At 69.6% G+C, this 19,981-nt stretch carries 20 protein-coding genes and 1 tRNA gene; 9 read left to right on the top strand and 12 right to left on the bottom strand.

Translation table 11 applies throughout. From position 1 onward, the window contains the following. The first annotated feature begins 38 nt into the window (after nucleotides 1–38). On the top strand, nucleotides 39–1,163 hold the full coding sequence (locus ABD987_RS19645; RefSeq protein ID WP_345395195.1) for a PqqD family peptide modification chaperone: 1,125 nt from the start codon (nucleotides 39–41) through the stop codon (nucleotides 1,161–1,163). 26 nt (nucleotides 1,164–1,189) lie between these two features. Here the strand turns inward: ABD987_RS19645 and ABD987_RS19640 are convergent, their stop codons facing one another. Then, nucleotides 1,190–2,062: a helix-turn-helix domain-containing protein gene (locus ABD987_RS19640; protein ID WP_345395192.1), complete on the bottom strand. Its 873-nt coding sequence runs from the start codon at nucleotides 2,060–2,062 to the stop codon at nucleotides 1,190–1,192. Between the two features lie 184 nt (nucleotides 2,063–2,246). Here ABD987_RS19640 and ABD987_RS19635 point away from each other — a divergent pair, with 184 nt between their 5' ends. Then, on the top strand, nucleotides 2,247–2,498 hold the full coding sequence (locus ABD987_RS19635; protein WP_345395189.1) for a hypothetical protein: 252 nt from the start codon (nucleotides 2,247–2,249) through the stop codon (nucleotides 2,496–2,498). A gap of 118 nt (nucleotides 2,499–2,616) precedes the next feature. Here the strand turns inward: ABD987_RS19635 and ABD987_RS19630 are convergent, their stop codons facing one another. The 3 genes from ABD987_RS19630 to ABD987_RS19620 all read right to left on the bottom strand — a co-directional run bounded on the left by ABD987_RS19630 (nucleotide 2,617) and on the right by ABD987_RS19620 (nucleotide 10,554). Beyond that, a complete protein-coding gene (locus ABD987_RS19630; RefSeq protein WP_345395186.1) occupies nucleotides 2,617–8,520 on the bottom strand; it encodes a DUF7507 domain-containing protein in 5,904 nt (1,967 codons plus the stop codon). A gap of 167 nt (nucleotides 8,521–8,687) precedes the next feature. Then, the gene (dcd, locus tag ABD987_RS19625; RefSeq protein ID WP_345395183.1) at nucleotides 8,688–9,269 is read right to left on the bottom strand and encodes a dCTP deaminase; all 582 of its coding nucleotides are present in this window, start codon (nucleotides 9,267–9,269) and stop codon (nucleotides 8,688–8,690) included. A 67-nt stretch (nucleotides 9,270–9,336) separates the two neighbouring features. Next, the gene (locus ABD987_RS19620) at nucleotides 9,337–10,554 is read right to left on the bottom strand and encodes an oxygenase MpaB family protein (RefSeq protein ID WP_345395181.1); all 1,218 of its coding nucleotides are present in this window, start codon (nucleotides 10,552–10,554) and stop codon (nucleotides 9,337–9,339) included. A 132-nt stretch (nucleotides 10,555–10,686) separates the two neighbouring features. Here ABD987_RS19620 and ABD987_RS19615 point away from each other — a divergent pair. After that, a tRNA-Gly gene (locus tag ABD987_RS19615) sits at nucleotides 10,687–10,760 on the top strand. Nucleotides 10,761–10,841: 81 nt separating this feature from the next. Here ABD987_RS19615 and ABD987_RS19610 read toward each other — a convergent pair. Next, nucleotides 10,842–11,531 carry a hypothetical protein gene (locus ABD987_RS19610; protein WP_345395178.1) on the bottom strand — a complete coding sequence of 230 codons (690 nt, stop codon included), beginning with the start codon at nucleotides 11,529–11,531 and terminating at the stop codon, nucleotides 10,842–10,844. A gap of 284 nt (nucleotides 11,532–11,815) precedes the next feature. On the opposite strand from ABD987_RS19610, the gene ABD987_RS19605 reads away from it, so the two are divergent. Next, nucleotides 11,816–12,025, top strand: coding sequence for a hypothetical protein (locus tag ABD987_RS19605; RefSeq protein ID WP_345395175.1), 210 nt, complete (start codon nucleotides 11,816–11,818; stop codon nucleotides 12,023–12,025). A gap of 30 nt (nucleotides 12,026–12,055) precedes the next feature. On the opposite strand, the gene ABD987_RS19600 is transcribed toward ABD987_RS19605, so the two are convergent. Beyond that, on the bottom strand, nucleotides 12,056–12,706 hold the full coding sequence (locus ABD987_RS19600) for a hypothetical protein (RefSeq protein WP_345395172.1): 651 nt from the start codon (nucleotides 12,704–12,706) through the stop codon (nucleotides 12,056–12,058). A gap of 115 nt (nucleotides 12,707–12,821) precedes the next feature. Between ABD987_RS19600 and ABD987_RS19595 the strand changes: the two genes are divergently transcribed. After that, nucleotides 12,822–13,199 (top strand): nitroreductase family deazaflavin-dependent oxidoreductase, encoded by a 378-nt coding sequence (locus tag ABD987_RS19595; RefSeq protein WP_345395169.1) that lies wholly within the window; start codon nucleotides 12,822–12,824, stop codon nucleotides 13,197–13,199. 15 nt (nucleotides 13,200–13,214) lie between these two features. Continuing rightward, nucleotides 13,215–13,742 carry a GNAT family N-acetyltransferase gene (locus tag ABD987_RS19590; RefSeq protein WP_345395166.1) on the top strand — a complete coding sequence of 176 codons (528 nt, stop codon included), beginning with the start codon at nucleotides 13,215–13,217 and terminating at the stop codon, nucleotides 13,740–13,742. Here the strand turns inward: ABD987_RS19590 and ABD987_RS19585 are convergent. The 4 genes from ABD987_RS19585 to ABD987_RS19570 form a co-directional block, all read right to left on the bottom strand. Further along, nucleotides 13,735–14,079 carry an MmcQ/YjbR family DNA-binding protein gene (locus ABD987_RS19585; RefSeq protein WP_345395163.1) on the bottom strand — a complete coding sequence of 115 codons (345 nt, stop codon included), beginning with the start codon at nucleotides 14,077–14,079 and terminating at the stop codon, nucleotides 13,735–13,737. The genes ABD987_RS19590 and ABD987_RS19585 overlap by 8 nt on opposite strands. Before the next feature lie 102 nt (nucleotides 14,080–14,181). After that, the gene (locus tag ABD987_RS19580; RefSeq protein WP_345395160.1) at nucleotides 14,182–15,864 is read right to left on the bottom strand and encodes a bifunctional metallophosphatase/5'-nucleotidase; all 1,683 of its coding nucleotides are present in this window, start codon (nucleotides 15,862–15,864) and stop codon (nucleotides 14,182–14,184) included. Nucleotides 15,865–15,976: 112 nt separating this feature from the next. Next, the gene (locus tag ABD987_RS19575; RefSeq protein WP_345395157.1) at nucleotides 15,977–16,765 is read right to left on the bottom strand and encodes an alpha/beta fold hydrolase; all 789 of its coding nucleotides are present in this window, start codon (nucleotides 16,763–16,765) and stop codon (nucleotides 15,977–15,979) included. Nucleotides 16,766–16,820: 55 nt separating this feature from the next. Further along, nucleotides 16,821–17,285, bottom strand: coding sequence for a GNAT family N-acetyltransferase (locus tag ABD987_RS19570; protein WP_345395154.1), 465 nt, complete (start codon nucleotides 17,283–17,285; stop codon nucleotides 16,821–16,823). Nucleotides 17,286–17,382: 97 nt separating this feature from the next. Between ABD987_RS19570 and ABD987_RS19565 the strand changes: the two genes are divergently transcribed. Beyond that, complete coding sequence (locus tag ABD987_RS19565; RefSeq protein ID WP_345395151.1) at nucleotides 17,383–17,520, top strand: hypothetical protein; 138 nt, start codon at nucleotides 17,383–17,385, stop codon at nucleotides 17,518–17,520. 111 nt (nucleotides 17,521–17,631) lie between these two features. Next, a complete protein-coding gene (locus ABD987_RS19560) occupies nucleotides 17,632–18,294 on the top strand; it encodes a VanZ family protein (protein ID WP_345395148.1) in 663 nt (220 codons plus the stop codon). Here ABD987_RS19560 and ABD987_RS19555 read toward each other — a convergent pair. Both ABD987_RS19555 and ABD987_RS19550 read right to left on the bottom strand, forming a co-directional pair. Continuing rightward, nucleotides 18,235–18,411 carry a hypothetical protein gene (locus tag ABD987_RS19555; protein ID WP_345395145.1) on the bottom strand — a complete coding sequence of 59 codons (177 nt, stop codon included), beginning with the start codon at nucleotides 18,409–18,411 and terminating at the stop codon, nucleotides 18,235–18,237. The genes ABD987_RS19560 and ABD987_RS19555 overlap by 60 nt on opposite strands. 106 nt (nucleotides 18,412–18,517) lie before the next feature. After that, complete coding sequence (locus tag ABD987_RS19550) at nucleotides 18,518–19,183, bottom strand: class I SAM-dependent methyltransferase (RefSeq protein ID WP_345395142.1); 666 nt, start codon at nucleotides 19,181–19,183, stop codon at nucleotides 18,518–18,520. A gap of 28 nt (nucleotides 19,184–19,211) precedes the next feature. On the opposite strand from ABD987_RS19550, the gene mug reads away from it, so the two are divergent. Further along, nucleotides 19,212–19,805 (top strand): G/U mismatch-specific DNA glycosylase, encoded by a 594-nt coding sequence (mug, locus tag ABD987_RS19545; RefSeq protein ID WP_345395139.1) that lies wholly within the window; start codon nucleotides 19,212–19,214, stop codon nucleotides 19,803–19,805. Nucleotides 19,806–19,981 lie beyond the last annotated feature (176 nt).

Below are 19,981 nucleotides of genomic sequence, written 5' to 3'. Positions count from 1 at the left end.
GCGGTTCGTGATCGGAAGCCCCGGGAGGAGGAGTTCTCATGCGTCCACGTGTCAAGAACGAGCATTGCCCGATCCGGTTCGGCGACGACTGGGTACGGATCGGCGGCGACGTCTTCGGAGTCGCGGCCGAGATCTGGGACCCGGAGGGTGCCGTGTGGGCGTTGCTGGAACTCCTCGATGGGACGCGAACGGTGGGCCAGGTGGTCGCCGACCTGGCCCGCCTCTTTCCCGACCGCTCGGCCGAGGAGGTGCGGGCGGACATCGAGCTGCTGATCGACAGAGGTTATGCCGAGGACGCCGACGAACCGGAGTGCGTCGAACTGAGCGCCCGGCAGCGTGAGCGCTACCACCGCGGCAGGCTCCTGAACCGATGGGTCGATCTCGCGCGGCGGAGCTCCAGCTGGGAGTTCCAGGTCCGGATGTCCCGTGCCCGCGTGGTGGTGGTCGGCGTGGGCGGGGTCGGCTGCACTGCCGCGTCGGCACTGGCGAGGTCGGGTGTGGGCCACCTCCACTGTGTGGAGCCGGACGTGATCGAGCTGTCCAACCTCAACCGCCAGATCCTCTACACCGAACAGGATCTGGGACGGCTCAAGGTGGACGTCGCCGTGGAACGGTTGCGTGCCACCAACTCCGACATCGCGGTCACCGGAGAGCGGACCCGGATCGACGGCACGGCCTCGCTCCGTGCACTGCTCGCCGGGTGCGATGTCCTGGCGATGTGCGCCGACCAGCCCGGCGAGATCCGGACCTGGACCAACCAGGCGTGCGCACTGACCGGAACCCCTTGGGTGTACGGGGCCTATACCGGCCCCCAGGCCGACATCGGTCTGTACCGGCCGGGGACCGGTCCGTGTTTCGAATGCGCTCGTGCCGCCGAACGGGAGCGCGACGAGCTGCGGCCACCGGTGGCGATCTGGAGACCGAAACCCGCCGAGCCCCCGGAGCACGCCGCGAACGCGGTCACCGCCGGTCTGGTCGGCAACCTCGTCGCGCACGCGGTGATGAGCCTGATCACCGAAGCGCCCCGGCTACGGGTGAACTGTCAGCACGGTTACAGCCTCGCCACCCTGGACCACACCTTCACCACCATTTTGGACAGGCCACACCCGCACTGCCGAACCTGCGGCCGAGGGGCCCGGACGGCCGGGCGACGGCCGGCCTGACCACGTGGCGCGGCAACCCCGATCGGTCAGGAATCGGACGCGGTCAGCTGCCGCGCGACCCGCTGGATCAGCTTCACCGCTTCGCCCCCGGCGACCGCCGCGCCCCGCAACCGGCCGAACAGGCGCTCATAGACGGCGATCTCGTCGGGAGCGACGACGAACACCTCACCGGTCTGCGTCTCCACCTGGACGAATCGGTCGTCGAAGATCATGAATCCGTGCAATGGGGCGACCGGCATCGCGACGGAGAAGGGGATGATCCGCAGATCGACCGTACGCACCTCGGCGAGTGAGCGAAGCCGGTCCAGTTGCCCGAGCTGGGTTTCGACGCTGCCGAACCGAACCCACAGGGCGGCCTCCCCGATCACCAGCGACACGGTCTTGCCGGGGTCGTAGAGCACCGCCTGCCGCTCGATACGGACCGCCACCATCCGCTCGACGTCCTCGGGCGGAGCGTCCGCCAGATCCGCGGGCCCGGCGGGCAACGCGACCAGTTCCCGCGCGTAGGCCGGCGTCTGCAGCAGGCCCGGAACCAACGCGGCGTGGAACTCGGCGATCCGCGTCGCCTCCTGCCCCCGTTCCAGCCATCTCCGCTGGTTGGCGGCGGCCCCGCCCTGATCCCTGAATGTCTCGCGAAACGACACCGACTCCACCCGGGCGCGGGTGAGCAACTCGGTGACGGCGCCCTCCTCGCCGCGGGCACCGGCGGCATCGAGCCAGGCCGTGATGTCCTCGCCGGTGGGGAACTGCGCCCCGGTTTCGATCTTGGACACCCGCGACTGCGGCCAGCCCAGATGCTTGGCGAACCGGTTGCCGGACATCCCGGTGGCGGCGCGGATCTCCCGGAGCCTTGTCGCAAGGCGCGCACGGTCGGGGCCGGAAGGAGTCGGTGCGGACATGACCTTCCCTCGGTGAGCAGCGTGATGCCGGCGATCATGCTACCTCAACGAGGTTTAATCAAGGTTAGTACCCGAATAGGCGCTTCCATGGCGAATAATTCGAGAATAAGCTTGCGCTGTCGCCCACCCGGCGCAGGCGGGCCGCGAGAACGACACACAGCCGCTGAGCAAAGAGGGGAAGTCGATGTTCGCCATGTGGGTTCAGATCGCCGAACTCCTGCTACTACCACTGGGGCTGGGAGCCGGATATCTCGCCGGCCGGGTCAGCGGCCATGACGAACGCGCGTCCTTGCGCGCCGACACCACCGGCGCCCATCCCGGCCTGGCCCCGGAATACCCGTCATATCCCGAGTTCCCCCTGAACCTGTCGTACCCGGCCGCACCCACCGGATGGCGAGCTCGGCGCCACCTCCATCTCGGCCAGGGCCCGGGGTGAGACCGGCGCGGGTGCCGCAGCGCGCGGCGGGGAGGCCCTCGTTGCGGCACCCGCGTCGCCTCGGTCGCCTCACGAGTTCGTGAGGCGACCGAGGCAACCGTGCCACCCCGGCGGTCCCTCAGAAACGGTCGCGACGACGTGCCAGCCGGATCGGACGAAGCAGCAGCAACAGCACGCCGCCCGCGAGCAGGCCGAGGCCGGTGAAGGCGGTGGGCCACAGGTCGTAACCGGTGTCCGGCAGCGACGACGGCGACGGATTCGGCGACAGGCCAGGGGCGCCGAGGCCCGGGGAACCGGCCGGGGGCGGCGGCTGCGGGACGATCACCGCGGCCGTGGCACTGTCGGTGTCGCGCACCGGGGCGCCGGGCTGTGCGGTGTCCGGTTCGGCGGTCACGATCGCGGAATTGGTCAGCAGACCGGCGCTCGGCGCGGTCGCGGCGCAGGTCCACTCCCGGTGCTCGCCGACACCCAGCCGCGCGAAGGAGCGATCGCACGCCGGGAACGTCGAGTCGGTCAGCTCCAGTGCGACGAGGTCGGCGTTGCCGGTGTTGGTGACGGTCAGGGTGAAGGTCGCCGGGTCACCGGCACGCACCGGCCCGTCGCTCTGCTGCACCAGGTCGAGGCCCGGTTTGGCGACCTTCGCGACAGCGTCCGCGTGCGCGTCCACCGGTTTGCCCGCCGGATCCCTGCCGGTCGCGGTCACCGTGGTGGCGATGTCCCTGTCGCCCATGGTCACCTCACAGGTGACCGGCTTCGCCGACTCGCCCGGTTTCAGGGTTCCCACCGGCTCCGCGCACCCCGGCGTGGCCTTGTCGGCGAGCGTGACGTCGGCGAGGGGGACGTCCCCGGTGTTCTTCACGACGACCGTGAAGGTGGCCTTTCCGCCTGGCAACACGGGTTTCGCCGGACCGGTCGCGGTCACCGAGAGGCCGGGGCCGGCGACGTCGACGGCGGTCTCGGCCCGACCCGTCACCGATCGCCCGGCCGGATCGTTTCCGCGCACCGTGGCGAGGTTCGTGACGTCGCGGGCGAAGGCCGAACACGTCCGGCTTTCCGTGGCACCGGCCGCGAGGGTGTGCACGGTGAACGCGCACGACGGGGTCCGTCCGTCCACAGCGGACACTTCGCGCAGCGGCACGTCCCCGGTGTTGGCCGCCGTCAGGGTGAACAGGACCCGCTCGTCCGGCCGGACCCGCCGCGGCTCGATCTCCTTGGTGACCCGCACCGCCGGATGGGCGACCGCGACGCGGGCAGTGCTCTCGTTCGAGACCGGTGCTCCGATCGGAGGTACCGCGGTCACCTTCGCGGCGGTCGTGACGTCGCCTCCCGGCGCCGTCGTCGTGCACTCGTACCGCTGGATTCCGTGCACCGGCAGGGAACCCAGGGTCCGCGCGCACTCGGGGACGGCGTCGTCCTCGACCTTGACGTTGTACAGCTCGACGTCGCCGGTGTTGGTCACCACGAGGTCGAACGGCACTGAATCACCCGTGCGGAACGGCCCGCCCCGCGCCGTCTTGGTGACCGTCACCCCGGGGTGCCGCACGACGAACGACGCCTCGCCGGAGGCGGTCACCGCGCGCTTGGTCGGGTCCGTGCCGGTCGCCTTCGCCGTGTTCGTGAAGCCCTGCGCCCCCGCGACCGTGGTGCAGCTGAACTTCTGCTCGGCGTCGGGCGCCAGCGCCGGGAAGTTCCGGCTACAGGACGGGGTCCGATCGTCCACAACGGACACTTCGGTCAGCGGCGCGTTCCCGATGTTCTTGACCAGGATGCTGAAGGTCACCGTGTCGCCCTCGCGGACCTGGTACGGCGCGGCGTCCTTCATGATCGCGATACCCGGGTAGAAGACATCCACCTTCGCGGCGGCGGTCGCGGTCACCGGCGGACCCACCGGTGGTGTCCCGGTCACCTTCACGACGCTGGTGAAGTCGTCCTCCGGCGCGATCGCCGAACACTGGTAGGTCCGCACCGCCCCGACGTCGAGCACGTCGAACGCCTTGGCACACGAGGGTGTCAGCTCGTCCACAACGGACACCCTGGCCAACGCCGCGTCCCCGGCGTTCCGGACGACGACGGTGAACGTCACCGGGTCACCGGCGCGGGCCGCCTTCGGCGACGCGTCCATGGTGATCGCGACGGCCGGGTGAACGACGTCCACCTTCGCGTCGTCGGTCGCGACGACCGGCGACCCGGTCGGCGGCGTGCCCGCCGCGCTCGCCACGTTCACCACGTCGTCGGCGGGGGCGGTCATGGCGCACTCGTAGGACTGTTTCGCACCCGGCTCCAGCCGGTCGAACGTCTTCACGCACGACGGCGCCAGGTCGTCGGTCACCTTGACCGCGGTCAGCGGGACGTCGCCGGTGTTGGTGACGACGATCGTGAACGTCACCTTGTCACCCTCGCGGAACGGGCCGCCCTTGACGTCCTTCGCGATCGACAGACCCGGGTGCAGCACGGTGAACGTCGCGTCGCCACTCGCGGTGACCGGGCGCTTCGTCGGGTCGGTGCCGGTCACCTTCGCCGTGTTCGTGAACCCGGCGGCTCCCGCGACGAGCGCGCAGGTGTACTTCTCCTCGGCGCCGGCCACGAGCGAGGGGAAGGTGCGCGCGCACGACGGTGTCTTGTCGTCCACAACGGACACTTCGGTGAGCGGGACGTCGCCGGTGTTGCGGACGACGATCGTGAACGTCACCTTGTCGCCCTCGCGAACCTGCGCGGGCACCGCGTTCTTGGTGATCGCGACGGCCGGGTGGATGACGTCCACCGGTGCCGTGCCGGTAGCCGTCACCGGGCGGTTCGTCCCGTCGGTGCCGGTCGCGGTCGCTGTTCCGGCGAAATCGTCCACACCGGACACAAGGGTGCAGGTGTACGTCTGTTTTGCTTGCGGATCAAGGGTTCCGAAACGTTTGGCGCAGTCCGGCGCGACCGGATCCGCGACGGTCACGTCCCGCAGCGGGCTGTCCCCGGCGTTCGTCACGGTGACCGTGAACGTGACGGTGTCGCCCGCGCGGACCACCTTCGGCGTGACGTCCTCGGTGATCGCGATGCCCGGGTGGATGACGTCCACCTTCGCCTCGCCAGCCGCGGTCACCGGCGGGCCCACCGGCGGGGTACCGGTCACCGTCGCCACGGTGGTGAAGTCGTCCGCCGGTGCCTTCCCGGCGCAGCCGAAGCCCCAGATCGCGCCGGGCGGGAGCGCGCCGTCGAAGGTCCGCGCGCACGAGGCCACCAGCGCGTCGGCGACCTTGACACCGGTGAGCGGCACGTCGCCGGTGTTCTTCACGGTGAGCTGGAAGGGCACGGCGTCGCCAACGCGGAACGGGCCGCCCTTCACCTCCTTGGTGATCGTGACGGCCGGGTGCTGCACCGTGAACGTCGCCTCGGCGGTGGCGTCCACGGGGCGGTTCGTCGGATCCGTGCCCGTCACCTTCGCGGTGTTCGTGAAGCCCTGCGCCCCCGCGACCACGGTGCAGGTGTACGTGTTCTTCCCTTGTGGGGCAAGGGTTTCCAGCTTCTTCGCGCACCCCTGCACCCGTTCGTCCGCGACGGTGACGCCGGTCAGCGGGACGTCGCCGGTGTTCGTGACGACGATCGTGAAGGTCACCGTGTCACCCTCGCGGACCTGCGCGGGAGCGGCGCTCTGGGTGACGGCGACGGCGGGGTGGATGACGTCCACCTTGGCGTCGGCGGTCACCTTCAGCTCACGGCCGGTCTGGTCCTTCCCGGTCGCGGTGGCGGTGTTGGCGAAGTCGTCCGCCGGGGCGGGCGCGGTGCAGGTGTACTTCTGCGCCGCGCCGGGAGCGAGGGTCCCGAACGACCGCGCGCAGCCCGGCGTGTGGTCGTCGGTCACCGTGACCTCGGACAGCGGGCTGTCCCCGGCGTTGGTGACCGTGATGGTGAAGGTGATCCGGTCACCCGTGCGCACGACCGCCGGGCTCGCGTCCTTCCGGATCGTCAGCGCCGGGTTGATCACCGTGACCGTGGTGGACGCGGCCGAGGTCACCGGCTGGCCCGACCGGTCGGTGCCGGTGGCGGTGACCGTGTTCGTCGTGGTCTTCGGCGGGTTCGCCGTGCAGGTGTAGGTCTGTGCCGCGCCGGGCGCCAGCGCGCCGAACGCGCGGGAGCAGGCGCTCGTGGTGTCGTCGGTCAGCTTGACCGGGTCGAGCGGGCTGTCCCCGGTGTTCCTGACCGTGATCGTCCACGTCACCTGCTCGCCCGCGCGGATGACGGGCGGGTTCGCGGACTTCGTCACTTCGATCGCGGGCGCGATGGTCGGCGCGGGTGCGTCGGCGGTGGCGTTCACCGGCTTGCCGAGTGGGTCGGCGCCGGTGACGGTCGCGGTGGCGGCCCCGTCGGCGATCGGCGCCGTCGCGGTGCACACGAACGTGCTGCGCTGGCCGGGCGCGAGCGAGCCGGGCAGGGCCCGCGCACACGACGGCGCCTTCGGGTCGGCCACGTTCACCGAGGTCAGCGGCACATCCCCGGTGTTGGTGACGACCACGGTGAACGTCACGGTGTCGCCCGCTCGATAAGCCGCTTTGTCGGCTTTCGCGGTGATCGCGACGGCCGGGTGGATGACGTCGACGGACGCGGTGGACGAGCCGTCGAGCCGGTCGCCGAGCGCACTTCTCCCGGTCACCTTGGCGGTGTTGGTGAAGTCGTCGCCGGGCGCGTTCACGGTGCAGGTGTGGGTCGTCGTGGCGCCTCCGGCCAGCGCGCCGATCCGCCGCGCGCACGCCGGGAACGCCTCGTCGACGATCTCGACGTCGTTCACCCCGGCGTCGCCGGGGTTCTTCACCCTGATCGTGAACGTGACCGGGTCACCGGCGTGTGCCACCGGGGGCGACGCGGTCGTGGTGACCTGTAGCTCGGGCACCGGCGTGGAGAAGGCGATGTTCTGCGCCAGGTAGGCGTCCCCGGTGCTGCCGAAGCCGAGCTTCGCGCTGGTCGCGCCGGCCGGGACGGCGCCGGTGTTGAACGACTTCGCGTCGACGCTGAAGTTGTTCTTCACCTCCGGGTTCGTCGCGCCGTCGGCGTTCGAGACGAAGAAGTTCGAGGTGGAACCCGTCGCGGGCTCGGCGACCCGGTTGTCGTTGATCAGGAAGTGGTCGCCCGAGCCGCCCCAGTCGCCCGCGTAGGCGGTGACGCCGACGTGGGCGTCGGCGGCCGCCGCCCGGAAGCCGTCGATCGTGAGGCCGGCGACCGGATCGGTGCCATTCTGCCGGACGTGCCCGTCGTAGACGAACACCTCGCGTTTGTTCGGCGCGAAGTCCGGGTTCCGCTCGGGATAGGAGTAGACGAGACTGACCGACCAGCCACCCGTGCAGCCGAAGCCCTTGGGCGCCCACACGTTGCCGACCGTCAGGTCCAGTGGCGACCCGCTCGGCGCACCGGCGAACTGGCCCGTGACGTCGGCGTAGGCCGAGTAGTACTGGCCGCCGCCGAAGGTGTTCAGCGGGTCCTCGGTATACGAACCGGGCGCGACATCGACGGATTTCCCGGCCCCGACGGTGAGCCGGACCGACTGACCGGCCGGGCTTCCCGGCGGCGGAATCGCGGGTGTTTTGCCGTTGCGGTCCTGACACATTTTCGTCGGCGAAACAACACCGGGCGCGAGGTTGTACACGCCCGTGTTACCCGCCCAGTTCAAGCGAGCGAATGCGATTTTCGCGCCGGGCGGAATCGTCACCGTCGCCTTCGCCGAGTCGAACGTCCCCGGATCGGCATCGACGTCCGCCCACTGCATGAAAAAGTCGTCGTGGTGGCGGGTGTCGGCACGGTTCGCGGTGTTCGCGCAGGCCGCGGGGGTGTTGCCGGTGCCGGTCGTCGGCGCGGAGTCGGCGGCGACCGGGCAGCGCAGCACGCCGTTGCCCGCGTAGAGGAAATCGCCGTAGACCGTCTGGTGGTAATTGAGCGCGAAGGGCTTGACAATTGCCGCACCCGCCGGTCCGGACGCGACCGCCGCACTCCCGAAAAGTAACGCAAGTACGACGAGGAAGCGGACCGATCTTCCCGACCACGACATACGCGCAACCCTCCGAAAAGGAGCGGACAACGCTGGGAGCGTTGCACGTCCCGGTGAATCACGCGCCCTTTTTTACCCCGATGCGCACGAATCTCACTCCGTCAGGGGACCGGTGTTCTTCCCCTGACGGCTCACCCGTCGCCCAGGTGTGATCGCCGCCCGAGAACTCAGCGCCAGGTGTCGACGCGGTGGAAGTTCTTGTAGGCGCGGCTCGGCGTCGGCCCGCGCTGCCCCTGGTAGCGGGACCCGGCCGCGGAGGAGCCGTACGGGTGTTCCGCCGCGCTGGAGAGCCGGAAGATGCAGAGCTGGCCGATCTTCATGCCGGGCCACAGCGTGATCGGCAGGTTCGCGACGTTGGATAGTTCGAGCGTGATGTGCCCGGAGAAGCCGGGGTCGATGAAGCCCGCGGTGGAGTGCGTGAGCAGGCCGAGGCGGCCGAGGGAGGACTTGCCCTCCAGGCGGCCGGCGAGGTCCTCGGCGAGCGTGACCGTCTCGTAGGTGGAGCCGAGCACGAACTCGCCGGGGTGCAGCACGAACGGGTCCTCGCCCTCCTTCTCGACGAGCGAGGTCAGCTCGTCCTGCTGCAGCTGCGGGTCGATGTGGGTGTACTTGCTGTTGTCGAAGACCCGGAAGAAACGGTCGAGCCGGACGTCGATGCTGGACGGCTGGACCATTTCCGGGTCGAAGGGATCGACGCCGAGGCGGCCCTCGTCGAGCTGTTTGCGGAGGTCACGGTCACTGAGCAGCACACACGAAGCCTATCGGGTGCCACTGGACCACTCGCGTGGTGCGGTACCGGTGACCGGCACCGCCCGCTCAGGCGACGCGCATGTGCTGCGCGTAGGTGGTGTCCGGCGCGAAGATCCGGCCGAGCCGCCGGACGTAGCCGCGGCGGCCCGCCTCGCCGATCCGCTCCTGCAACGCCGTCGCGCCGGGGACAACACGGCGCAGCGTCTCGGCGGCGAAGTTGACCCCGGCCACCGCGAGCACCGCGGCCTGCGCGACCCGGTCGTTCGGCAGTTCCAGGAAGTCGGCGTTGACCTTGCCGAGCACGAGCCTGCTGATCGACGAGTGCACCGCGACGGACAGGTGCGCGAGGACCTTGCCCACCGCGCCGCGTCCTTCGCCGATCGCGGCGTGCGTCTCGGTCAACGCCCTGGCCAGGCGTTTCGAGTCCTCGTCGGGGATGAACTCGGTGCTGGCGAGCAGCCAGAGCAGCCGCCAGGCGTCCTCCTCGTCCGCGGGCAGCAGTTCCTCGTCGACACCCATCAGCCAGCCGACGTAGCGCCAGAGGTGCAGGATGTCCGCGCGCTCGCGCGCCGAATACCGCAGGCCGAGCAGCTGCACCCCGAACACGAAGACCAGCGAGAACAGCAGCAGGGTGCCCACGGTCTGCACCTGGTTGACCGGCCGGTCCCACGCCGCGTAGTCCCAGTCGGGCCGCCGGTTCATCGCGGCGCGGACGTGCGCGTGCACCAGCCGGACCCGCAACGCCGAGGCGTAACCCCGCTCGCCGGGCACGAGCGCCCCCGGCGTGGTGACGTCGATCCACCAGGTCGCGGTCTCGACCAGCCGCCTGGCGGCGCGGTACTCGATCTCCCCGGTCCCGATCAGCGACTTCGTGGCCCGCGACGCCAGGTACCCGCCCATGAGCGACATGTCACCGAGCGGGAACAGCCCGAGCAGCCCCGCCCTGGTGATCGCCCTGGCCCCACGCTCGACGCGCTCCCGGTCCACCCAGAACGGCGTCGCCTCCACGTGCCGGAAGAACGCCGCCAGCTCTTCGGCCGGGCCGTCCAGCGCCTCGAGCCCACCGTGAAGCGCTTTCTCGAACTCGGCACGCCCCGCACCCTGTGGCCGCCGCGCCATCCACGCGACGACGTCGTCCGCCAGCGGGTCCTCGACCTGCGCGAACCGCCGCAACCGCGCGACCTGCCGCTCGTCACCGCGGATGTCGCCGTCGACGAACAGCCGGGTGGCGATCCGGAACCCGCCCTGGCTGAACAACACGGGATCGGGGAGCCTGTCAGCCATCCGGGACCACCTCGCCTCGATGTCGACAACAAGTGTTGTCACTTCGAGGCCGCGGCGTCAAGACCGTTCCGGGCGGCGAAGAGGAGGGGCTCGACAAGGGGAGCGCGGTGTTGTGTATGCTGACGACACACTGCGGATGTAGTTCAATGGTAGAACATCAGCTTCCCAAGCTGAATACGCGGGTTCGATTCCCGTCATCCGCTCCACACCGAAAGCCCCAGGTCAGTGGATGTCCACTGTGGACCTTGGGGCTTTCGTGCATGGATAGACCATGCACGGCGGAACGCTCAGGCCCGCTCCCGCCACCGTTGACCACACCCGCCATGCAGACAGGTCCGCAGGATCAGGGCTGGATCCGCGGTGGGCGCCAGGCCATGGAAGCCCTCGTGCCCGGCGGGACAGGCACAGTACGGCGCGCAGCGCCGCGGCAGGATCGGCGGACCCGCCGCCTCCGCGACGCGGCACAACCGGGCGATCTCGTTCGCGTACCTCGCCAGGGACGAGTCGGTGGCGCCCTCGACCTTCTCGGCCACCCGCACCCCAGGGCCGGTGATGACCAGATATCCCGCCTTGTACGCGGTGGCGAGCCCTGCCAGGCTGTAACGCCTGGCGTCGTCGCCACGTCCGTCGATGAGCCAGGTGGGCGTAACGCGCCACCGGTTGACGATCAACCGTACGTCGTCCCGGCTGTCCTGCGCGCGATTTTCGAATTCCTGCCGCACCTGACGGATCGCGCCATTTCGCCTTCTCTCCTCCTGCCTGGTAATTTCCGCCTTGGCTTCGGCTTCGGCAATGCGCTTCTTCTCGCGACTCCACCGGAAGAGTGCGACCACTCCGGCGACGAGTGACACCACCACGGCCGAGCTGACGAAGGGCGCCGCCTCGAAAGCCCGGACCACAAGTCCCGCAAACAAAAGAGCGGCCAGAATCGCACAACCTGGCCCCTGCATACCGGGTTTCCGCTCGCTACGCGTCATGGGTCTCGTTCCTCCCCGACACTCCGAATCCACAGCCGCACACTTCTTACTGCTCCTCGCCGCGGCTACGAACGCCGTTAGCGAACGGCGCGAAAAACGGATGAAATACCCGGAGGGGGTCAGGCCGAAAGACCCGAAGTGTGCCGATACGACGCGGAATTGCCGCTACTCGGTGTTCTCGTTTGATCACGAGACGCCGTCACTGTCGGGTAGAGCAGGCTTTACCCCGAATCCGGCAGCTGAAGGGATGGGATGCCTCGACGGCCACTCATAGATTCGTCACCATGAGCAAACACAACGAATCCGGGCAGGTCCAGCGTCGGGGCGGGGCGGTCGCCGCGCTGCTGTGGCTGGTCCTGCTGGCCAGCGGGGCCGCCAACGCGGCGGGGACCGCGATCGGCCTGGACGAAACCATGCGCATGATCGCCGGCGGCGTGGCCGTGGTGTGTATCGCCGGGCTGGTCACCTACTACGCCCGCCGCAAAGCGGACTGACCACCGAAAGTCCGTTGTGGACAGGTGTCCTCAGCCTTCGACGATTTCCCAGTCGGCGCGGGGGTTCGCGCGGTCCCAGACCTGGAGCGGCGCCGCGGCCAGCACGGTCGCGACATCCGGGTAGAGGCGGACGACGTGTTCGAGTTCGAGTGCCTCGGTCTCGAAGTCGACCGCCTCGGGCACCTCGAACCCGACGAAGAGCCAGGTGCCGTCGGCTTCCCGGACGACCTGGCGGACGGCGCGGGGCGGGGCCGCCGGGCCGACCGGGATCTCGGCGAGACCGGCGCTGACCTGCACCTCGTCGAGCGGTGAACCCGGATGGGGCCAGGCCGCGACGCGAGCCTGGCGGTGCTGCTGGTCCTCGGCTTCGTCGTCCGAGTCGGCGACGGAGCTCAGCAGCCAGGTGCGGCGCACCGGGTCCCAGTCCGCGGCCATGCCGGGCGGCAGTATCGCGAGCGCGGCCAGCGCCGGGATGTGCGCCAGCGCGTCACGCAGGGGCAGCGAGCCGAACTGGGCGCGGTTGTAGGCCATGTCGTCGGAGTACTCGGAGCCGTCGCTGACGAACCACTCGTCGTCATCGTCGAGGACGACGAAGGCGAGACGCCCGGGATCGGCGGCGAGGGACCGGGCGAAGAGCACCGGCGAGTCCGGTCGTTGCCGCAGCGGCCATTCGGTCGACATGCACGCTCCCCGTGATTGTCGGGCAACGTCATCATCCCATCGTGCGACACAGCGCTCACGGCGGGCTAATTCCACAGCTGTTGATTTTCTGGGCGCCGCCGGTCATGCTGGAGCCATGGTCATTCCCAAGGGTGTGGCCCGGTTCAACCGCGTCGCCACCAACCGGGTCACGAAACACGTCGTCGGCTGGATGCCGGGCTTCGGCACCGTGGTGCACAAGGGCAGGCGTTCGGGCAAGGAGTACCGCACGCCGGTGAACGTTTTCCGTTCCCCGCAAGGGTTTGTGGTCGCCCTGACCTATGGGCCGGACGCGGACTGGGTGAAGAACCTGCTCGCGGCGGGCGGGGGTGAGCTCGTGACGCGGCGCCGTAATCACGTCGTCCGGGATCCCGAACTCGTCCATGATGAGTCGCGTCAGGCGATGCCGCCCGTGGTCCGGCAGTTCCTCGGGCTCATCGACGTCCAGGACTTCCTGCTGCTCAGGCGGGAGTGAACCGAGGGGGACCCGATGCTGACCGGAAAACTGGTCCGGCTGCGCGCGCTGGAGCCGTCCGACGCCGAATCGCTGTACCGCTGGAACAGCGATCCCGACGTCGGACGGTGGATGGTCAACGGCCATCCACTGTCCCTCGCGCAGATCCGCAAACGCTGCGAGGAACGCAAGGAGAACTCCTACGAACACGTCCTGCTCGGCATCGAAGCCCTCGACGAGGGCAAGCTCATCGGCGTCATCGACCTCGAAGGCGCCGAGCCCGAGGTCGGCAACGCCGAGCTCACGATCTACCTCGGCGAAAAAAGCCACTGGGGCAAGGGATACGGCACCGAAGCGATGCGGCTCATGTGCGCGTACGGCTTCAACGTCATGCGACTGCACCTGATCGCGCTGTGGGTGGTCGCGGAGAACGAATCCGCCCGGCGCGTCTACCGCAAGGTCGGTTTCCAGGAGGACGGCAGGCACCGCGAGGCGTTCCGCGGCGAGGACGGCAAGCGGTACGACATGATCCTGATGAGCCTGCTCAACGGCGAGCTCACGTAGCGCCGTCACGCAGCTTGCGAACCTTCGGCGGGGCCTTGAGCAGCCACGCGTCCTCGACCAGCTCGCGCAGCTGCGCGGCGTCAGCCCGTTCCAGGTCGACGAGGATGCTGCCGTAGCCGTCGTAGTGCGGTGTCGTGAAAAACGCCGGATCGCCGGAGCCGAGCAGCGCGGCCTTCTCGTCGAGGCCGCAGACCAGCATGAGCCCGCCCTCGGCCTCGGTGCGCAGCCGTCCGAAGGTCTTGCCCGCGACCTTCAGCGCGGGGGTGCGATAGGACGTGGACTCGGTGACCTCCGGCAGTTCCGAGGCCATTCGCACGACTTCTTCCCAGGTCGTCATGGGTCCATCATGCCCGCCACGTCTTGGTGAAACGGGAGATCCGTGGGGGCCTCCTTGAGGGACTCCAGCTCCCTCGGGGAGGCCCCCACGGACCTTGACCAGCTACGAAGCGGCCGTGATGCGGTTGGCCGCCGGAGGTGTCAGACCGGGGTGCGCGCCGAGGTAGGCGATCAGCGCGTCCAGGTCCACCGGGCCGCCGGTGAGGTTGGTGCCCTTGGTGAACTCGGTGAAGCCGTCCCCACCCGCGGCGAGGAAGTTGTTCACCGACACCCGGTACGACGCGGCCGGGTCGACGGCCTTGCCACCCACGGTGATGTTCGAGACCTTCGAGCCGATCGGGGCCGCCGCCGAGTACGTGTAGTGCAGCGTGTCCGAGATCTGCAGGATCCGCGTCCCGGTCGCCGACCACTGCTGCTCCAGCACGTTCTTCAGGTTCGCGCCGGTCAGCGTGATGGTCTGCATGATGTTCGCGAACGGCTGCACGGTGAACGCCTCGCCGTAGGTCACCACGCCGTCACCCTCGCCCGCGGGCGAAGACTTGTACGTCAGGTCCGCGCGGATACCGCCCGGGTTGGTCATCGCGAGCTGCGCTCCGTTGGTCTTCGTCGCTTCGAGCTGACCGTCCGCCAGGACATCGCCGAGCGCGGACTCACCGGAGGCGACGCCCGCCGCGGGCAGGTCGGCGGTGATGGTGCCGACGGCCTTGTTCGCGATCGGGGCCGACTTGGTCTTCGCCTCGTCGACGAGCTTGGCGACCTCGGGGTCCGGCGCGACATCGCGGGTGACGATCTCGTTGTGCGCCTTCGTCTTCGCGCGCACCACGTCGCGGGTCCGGCGGTCGATCTTGAAGTCCACAACGGACAGCAGCCGCCCGAACGACGCGCCCTGGATGACCGGACGCGGCTGGCCCGCCGGATCGTTGATCGCGCAGTTGTACTGCTGGTGGCTGTGCCCGGTGAAGATCGCGTCGACCTTCGGCGTCACCTTCGCGGCGATCGCGGCGGCCGGGCCGGGACGCAGCTTGCAGTCGTCGGGACCGGCGGCCTCGGTGTTGTCGCCCTGGTGCAGCAGCACGATCTGCGCCTTGATGCCGAGCAGGTCGAGGAACCCGGCGGTGCGGTTGATCGCCTCGACCTCGTCGCCGAACTTGAGGCCCTTGATCGCCTCCGGCGTCACCACCGACGGCAGATCCTTCAGCGTGGCGCCGATGATGCCGATCGGCACGCCGCCGGAGACCTGGACGCTGAACGGGAGCAGCGCGGGCAGCCCGTTCTCGAAGTACACATTGGACCCGAGCATCGGGAACTTCGCACCGGGGAAGGAATCGCGGAACTGGCAGCCGTCCTTCGGGTGGCAGCCGCCGAACTGCTTGCGCATCAGTTCCTGGTAGCCCTTGTCGAACTCGTGGTTGCCGACCACGGACGCCTTGACCCCGAGCGTGTTCAGCAGGTCGACGGTCGGCTCGTCGTGGAACAGCGCCGAGGCCAGCGGCGACGCGCCGACGTTGTCACCCGAGGACACGACGAACGAGTCGCGGACCTGCGAACGCAGCTGCTTGACGTGCGTCGCGAGGTAGGCGGCGCCGCCGGCGAGCACCGTCGAGCCGTTCGACAGCGTGACCTTGCCGCTCGATCCGCCCGGCGGTTCGAGGTTGCCGTGCAGGTCGTTGAACGCGATGACCCGGACGTCGGTCGTCGCGTCCGGCGCCGCGGACGCGGGCGTCGCGGCGGCCACCACCGTCGTCAGCGCGGCGGCGAGCACCACAAGGCGGCTCGTGAACTTCATCCGTTTTCCTCCCGTACCGGCGCCCGGTTTCCCCGAACGGGGCGCACGGCGAGGGATCTTTCCCGGTGAGCGGACCGGTCACCAGGGCAATTCGTCGCCCGATAGGCAAATGTCACCCGCTGTTGGCACTGCCTTCCAGCAACACGCGGGCGACCAGCGCCGGGTCGTCACTCATCGGGGTGTGGCCGCAGCCGGGGAGCGCGACCAGCTCGGCCCGCGGCGCGATCCTCCGCAGGTCGGCGGCCTTCGGGCGGGCGAGGAGCCGATCGTGCCTGCCCCACGCGATGGTGACCGGGATGTCCGGCACCGAACCGTGGAAGGAGAAGCCGTCGCGGGCCTGGGCCAGCGTCGGGTGGAAGCCGGGCGCGGCGCCGAAGGCCAGCGCGTCGGAAACCAGCTTGTCCGGCGGGATCAACCACGGCTTGGCGAAGATCATCCCGGCCAGGGCGATCCGCCCGGCCGTCGTCGCGGCGACGCGGCGGACGAGCGGCTCGGGCATCCGCTCGGCCAGCTCACGATGGACGGCGAGCATCGCGAAGGCCCACAGCGCGCCGGGGCGGGTCCAGATCCCGGCCGGGGACAGCGCGGTCACGCTCCGCACCAGCCCGGCCTCGCCGAACGCCAGCGAAAGCAGCCCGCCGAGCGAGTTCCCCGCGACGTGCGGACGCGCCAAGCCGAGCTCGGCACAGAACTTCTCGAACATCGCGACGGCGGATTCGACGCCGTAGCCGGTCTTCGATTCCGGTGACTCCCCGAAACCGGGCAGGTCGATGGCGATGACGTCGCGATGCGGGGTGAGCAGCGGCAGCACCGCGTCCCACGCCTGCCGCCGGTGCCCGATCCCGTGGACCAGCACCAGCGGCTCGCCCCGCCCGGCCCGGCTGTAGACAACGTCGTCCATGACCCGAGGATAAGCGAAGGTGCTACCTATAAGTAACAGATACTTTCTGTCACCCCTACAGGGAAAGCCGCAGCAGCTCGCGACGTCCCTTGTCCGCGAGTTCCTCCCAGACGCCGGTGGCGACGAAGCCGAGGCGCTCGTAGATCCGCCGCGCCCGCGCGTTGTCCTCGAAGACCTGGAGGACCACGGCCCGCGCGCCGGCCTCCGCCGCGGCCGCCCGCACCGCCGCGACCAGCCGCGCCGCGAAACCGTTGCCACGCGCGGGCGGCGCCACCCACATCGAGAACAGCAGCCATTCCGCCTCGCCGGGCAGGCCGCACACCAGCGCGACCGGGGTGTCCTCGTCGAATCCGGCGAACCACGCGCGTTCGCGCAGCGAATCCGCCCACTCCGAGTCGGGCTTGGCTCCTTCGACGGCGACGAGTTCCCCGAAGTTCTCCGGGGTGTCGGCGAGCGAGCGCAACCGGAGATCACGCAGCACGGACACATCCGTCGTGGTCAGGCGTCGTACGGAAAGCATCCGCGCAGCGTGCCACCCGGCCGGGCTCCGGTAACAGTCATTTACCGGACGACGATGACGGGAGCGGCACGTCGCACGCCCTGGGGGATCGAAAGCAATGGAAGTCCAGCTCGTCGTCATCGTGCTCGCGATCGCCGTCGTCCTGATCGGTGGGACGATGTTCAGCGCGTGGCGCGCCGACCGGGTCGCCGAGCGCGAGCGCACCGCGAAGCACGACGACGAAGCGACGCCGTGACGCCCTGACCGATCGGCCCGCCGCCCGATCGGCCAAGTGGCCGATGGCGTCACCACCGGTCCGGCTCTTCGACCGAAGTGGCGCCCGGCCATGATCAATAGCGTTCTCGGTATGACGAACGCACAGGTCACAGCCCTCACCTCGGGGCTCATCGCCTTCATCGTGGTGTGGGCGCTGATCCTCGTCCCGCAGCTGATCAGCCAGCTCGCCCGGCACGGGCGGTTCCACCTGCGCGGCCTCGTCACCACCGCGGCGGTCACGTGTTACGCCTGCATGGCGCTGGCCGTGGTGCTGCTGCCGCTGCCCGGCCCGAACAGCCCCCGGCTGAGCCAGACCGTGCAGCTGCACCCCTTCCAGTGGATCCTCGACATCCACGAGGAGCTGCTCAAGCACGGGCTGCCGCTGTCGGACTGGTTCACCACGCAGACCTTCCAGCAGGCGATGATGAACGTGCTGCTGTTCGTCCCGCTCGGGGTGTTCGCCAGGATCCTGTGGCGCCGGGGGTTGATCGGCACCGCGCTGATCGGGTTCGCCGCCTCGCTGCTGATCGAGATCACGCAGCTCACCGCGAACTTCGGCACCGCGCCGTTCGTCTACCGCATCTTCGACGTCGACGACCTCATGACGAACACCACGGGCGCGATGCTCGGCTGGGTGTTCGGGGCACTGCTGCTGACGCTGCGCCGAACCACGGCCACGAAGACCTCGGCGACCTCAGCGATCGACGCGCAGCCTGCTCGGCGCGAGCGGGTCCACCTCGCCCAGACTCGCTAGCCGGGCCCGGCGGCGCTGCGCGGCCCGCTTCGCCGCCCGCCGATCCTCGAGAACGACCAGCAGCGCGGCCACGGCCAGGATCAGTGCGACCAGTCCGAGGACGAGCGACAGCTGCACGAAGCCTCCTCGATACGACGTTGTTCAGAGGTGGTGTCCGGGAGATGGTGCGGCGTAGATGTTGTGCGAGAGATCACACAGATTACGCACCTCCGTGCCGCCTCCGCTACCCCCCGCTACGGCTCGTCGCGGCGAACCAGCGGCGATCGGCGGTCAGCCGGCACTCCACCGTCAGATCCGCCGAGTTCAGGGCGTTTTCCAGGGCATCAGCGGTCAGCATCCGGGCGGTGAAGGGCTGCCGCCAGGAGTTCCCACGAGCGGAATACCGCACGACCGCGGACAACAACTCGCCGTCGCGGACCACCTCGGCCAGCTCCACCGACACCTCGCCGAGCCGCCCGCCCTGCCCGTCGGCCACCCGCGCGAACCAGGAGGGCGGATGCCATTCGACGAGCAGCCGCCCGCCGGGTGCGAGGTGCCGCCGGGCGGCGGCGAGCAGGGCGTGCCGCTCGGTGTCGTCTGGAGTGTTGATCAGGTGACTGCCGAGCAGCACCGCGTCGAAGGTCCGGCCGAGCCGCAGTTCGCCGATCCGCGCGCACACCGTCTCCGCGCCGCGGACGAGCGCCAGCATCTCCGGCGAATCGTCGACGGCGACAACCTCGTGACCGAGCGTGACCAGTGGATGCGTGATCCGCCCGGCACCGCAGCCGAGTTCGAGGATCGACGCGCCGGGCGGGACCGCGTCGTGCACGATCTCCGGCTCGCCGCTCGGCGGCAGCAGGCGGTAGACCTCGACCGAACAGCCGTCGGCGGTGTATGCCCCGGTACCCACCCGCCCCACAGTGCCCGAGACTGGCCCCATGAGCACTCGCCCGACCAAGGAACAGCTGGCCGCCGCGCGCGACACGACCATCCCGGACGTGCTGGCGCCGGACCTGGACGTGCTGTTCTGCGGCATCAATCCCGGCCTCTACTCCGGCGCGCTCGGGCTGCACTTCGCGCGGCCGGGAAACCGGTTCTGGCCCGCGCTGCACCTGGGCGGATTCACCCCTCGGCGGTTCGACCCCAGCGAGCAGGACGAGCTGCTGGAGCTGGGCATCGGCATCACCAACGTCGTCGCGCGCACCACCGCGCGGGCGGACGAGCTGACCGACGAGGAGTTCCGCGTGGGTGGCGAGATCCTCACCGCGAAGGTGATCGAGTACCGGCCGCGATGGCTGGCCGTCGTCGGGATCACCGCGTACCGCTCCGCGTTCGGCGAGCCGAAGGCGCGGATGGGCCGTCAGGAGCGGCGGATCGGCGAGGCCGGGGTGTGGGTCCTGCCGAACCCGAGCGGGCTGAACGCGCACTGGACGCAGGCCACGCTCGGTGCCGAGTTCGCCATCCTGCGCCAGGCCACCCTCAGTAGCACCAAGCGTCCCGGCAAGGTTCGCAAACCTCCGTCAACCCCCTGATCAGGAGCCGTTTTCTACGGAGAGTTTGCTGCGACTACCGGGTTCGCCATTGAGGGTGAAACCGCGTCACAAGCACCGCGCTACCGGGTCGTAATAACCACAAGGTGTCATTCCTGTCCGGTCCCAGCAGGAGGAACCGGGTGGCGTCGGGCCACGTGCTCATCGGTGCACGCGTG

Origin of the sequence: Amycolatopsis samaneae (assembly GCF_039541975.1) — a bacterium.
GTDB lineage: Bacteria > Actinomycetota > Actinomycetes > Mycobacteriales > Pseudonocardiaceae > Amycolatopsis > Amycolatopsis samaneae.
The sequence above is the reverse complement of the archived record's forward strand: the minus strand, read 5'-3'. Positions and strand labels throughout refer to the sequence as shown.

What these genes read in the sequence shown, in the direction of transcription:
- ABD987_RS19635 (WP_345395189.1), top strand. Translation starts at nt 2,247, where the DNA reads ATGTTCGCCATGTGGGTTCAGATCGCCGAACTCCTGCTACTACCACTG.
- ABD987_RS19630 (WP_345395186.1), bottom strand. Translation starts at nt 8,520, where the DNA reads ATGTCGTGGTCGGGAAGATCGGTCCGCTTCCTCGTCGTACTTGCGTTA.
- ABD987_RS19640 (WP_345395192.1), bottom strand. Translation starts at nt 2,062, where the DNA reads ATGTCCGCACCGACTCCTTCCGGCCCCGACCGTGCGCGCCTTGCGACA.
- mug (WP_345395139.1), top strand. Translation starts at nt 19,212, where the DNA reads ATGAGCACTCGCCCGACCAAGGAACAGCTGGCCGCCGCGCGCGACACG.
- ABD987_RS19580 (WP_345395160.1), bottom strand. Translation starts at nt 15,864, where the DNA reads ATGAAGTTCACGAGCCGCCTTGTGGTGCTCGCCGCCGCGCTGACGACG.
- ABD987_RS19595 (WP_345395169.1), top strand. Translation starts at nt 12,822, where the DNA reads ATGGTCATTCCCAAGGGTGTGGCCCGGTTCAACCGCGTCGCCACCAAC.
- ABD987_RS19600 (WP_345395172.1), bottom strand. Translation starts at nt 12,706, where the DNA reads ATGTCGACCGAATGGCCGCTGCGGCAACGACCGGACTCGCCGGTGCTC.
- ABD987_RS19645 (WP_345395195.1), top strand. Translation starts at nt 39, where the DNA reads ATGCGTCCACGTGTCAAGAACGAGCATTGCCCGATCCGGTTCGGCGAC.
- ABD987_RS19610 (WP_345395178.1), bottom strand. Translation starts at nt 11,531, where the DNA reads ATGACGCGTAGCGAGCGGAAACCCGGTATGCAGGGGCCAGGTTGTGCG.
- ABD987_RS19570 (WP_345395154.1), bottom strand. Translation starts at nt 17,285, where the DNA reads ATGCTTTCCGTACGACGCCTGACCACGACGGATGTGTCCGTGCTGCGT.
- ABD987_RS19565 (WP_345395151.1), top strand. Translation starts at nt 17,383, where the DNA reads ATGGAAGTCCAGCTCGTCGTCATCGTGCTCGCGATCGCCGTCGTCCTG.
- ABD987_RS19590 (WP_345395166.1), top strand. Translation starts at nt 13,215, where the DNA reads ATGCTGACCGGAAAACTGGTCCGGCTGCGCGCGCTGGAGCCGTCCGAC.
- ABD987_RS19605 (WP_345395175.1), top strand. Translation starts at nt 11,816, where the DNA reads ATGAGCAAACACAACGAATCCGGGCAGGTCCAGCGTCGGGGCGGGGCG.
- ABD987_RS19620 (WP_345395181.1), bottom strand. Translation starts at nt 10,554, where the DNA reads ATGGCTGACAGGCTCCCCGATCCCGTGTTGTTCAGCCAGGGCGGGTTC.
- ABD987_RS19560 (WP_345395148.1), top strand. Translation starts at nt 17,632, where the DNA reads ATGACGAACGCACAGGTCACAGCCCTCACCTCGGGGCTCATCGCCTTC.
- ABD987_RS19575 (WP_345395157.1), bottom strand. Translation starts at nt 16,765, where the DNA reads ATGGACGACGTTGTCTACAGCCGGGCCGGGCGGGGCGAGCCGCTGGTG.
- ABD987_RS19585 (WP_345395163.1), bottom strand. Translation starts at nt 14,079, where the DNA reads ATGACGACCTGGGAAGAAGTCGTGCGAATGGCCTCGGAACTGCCGGAG.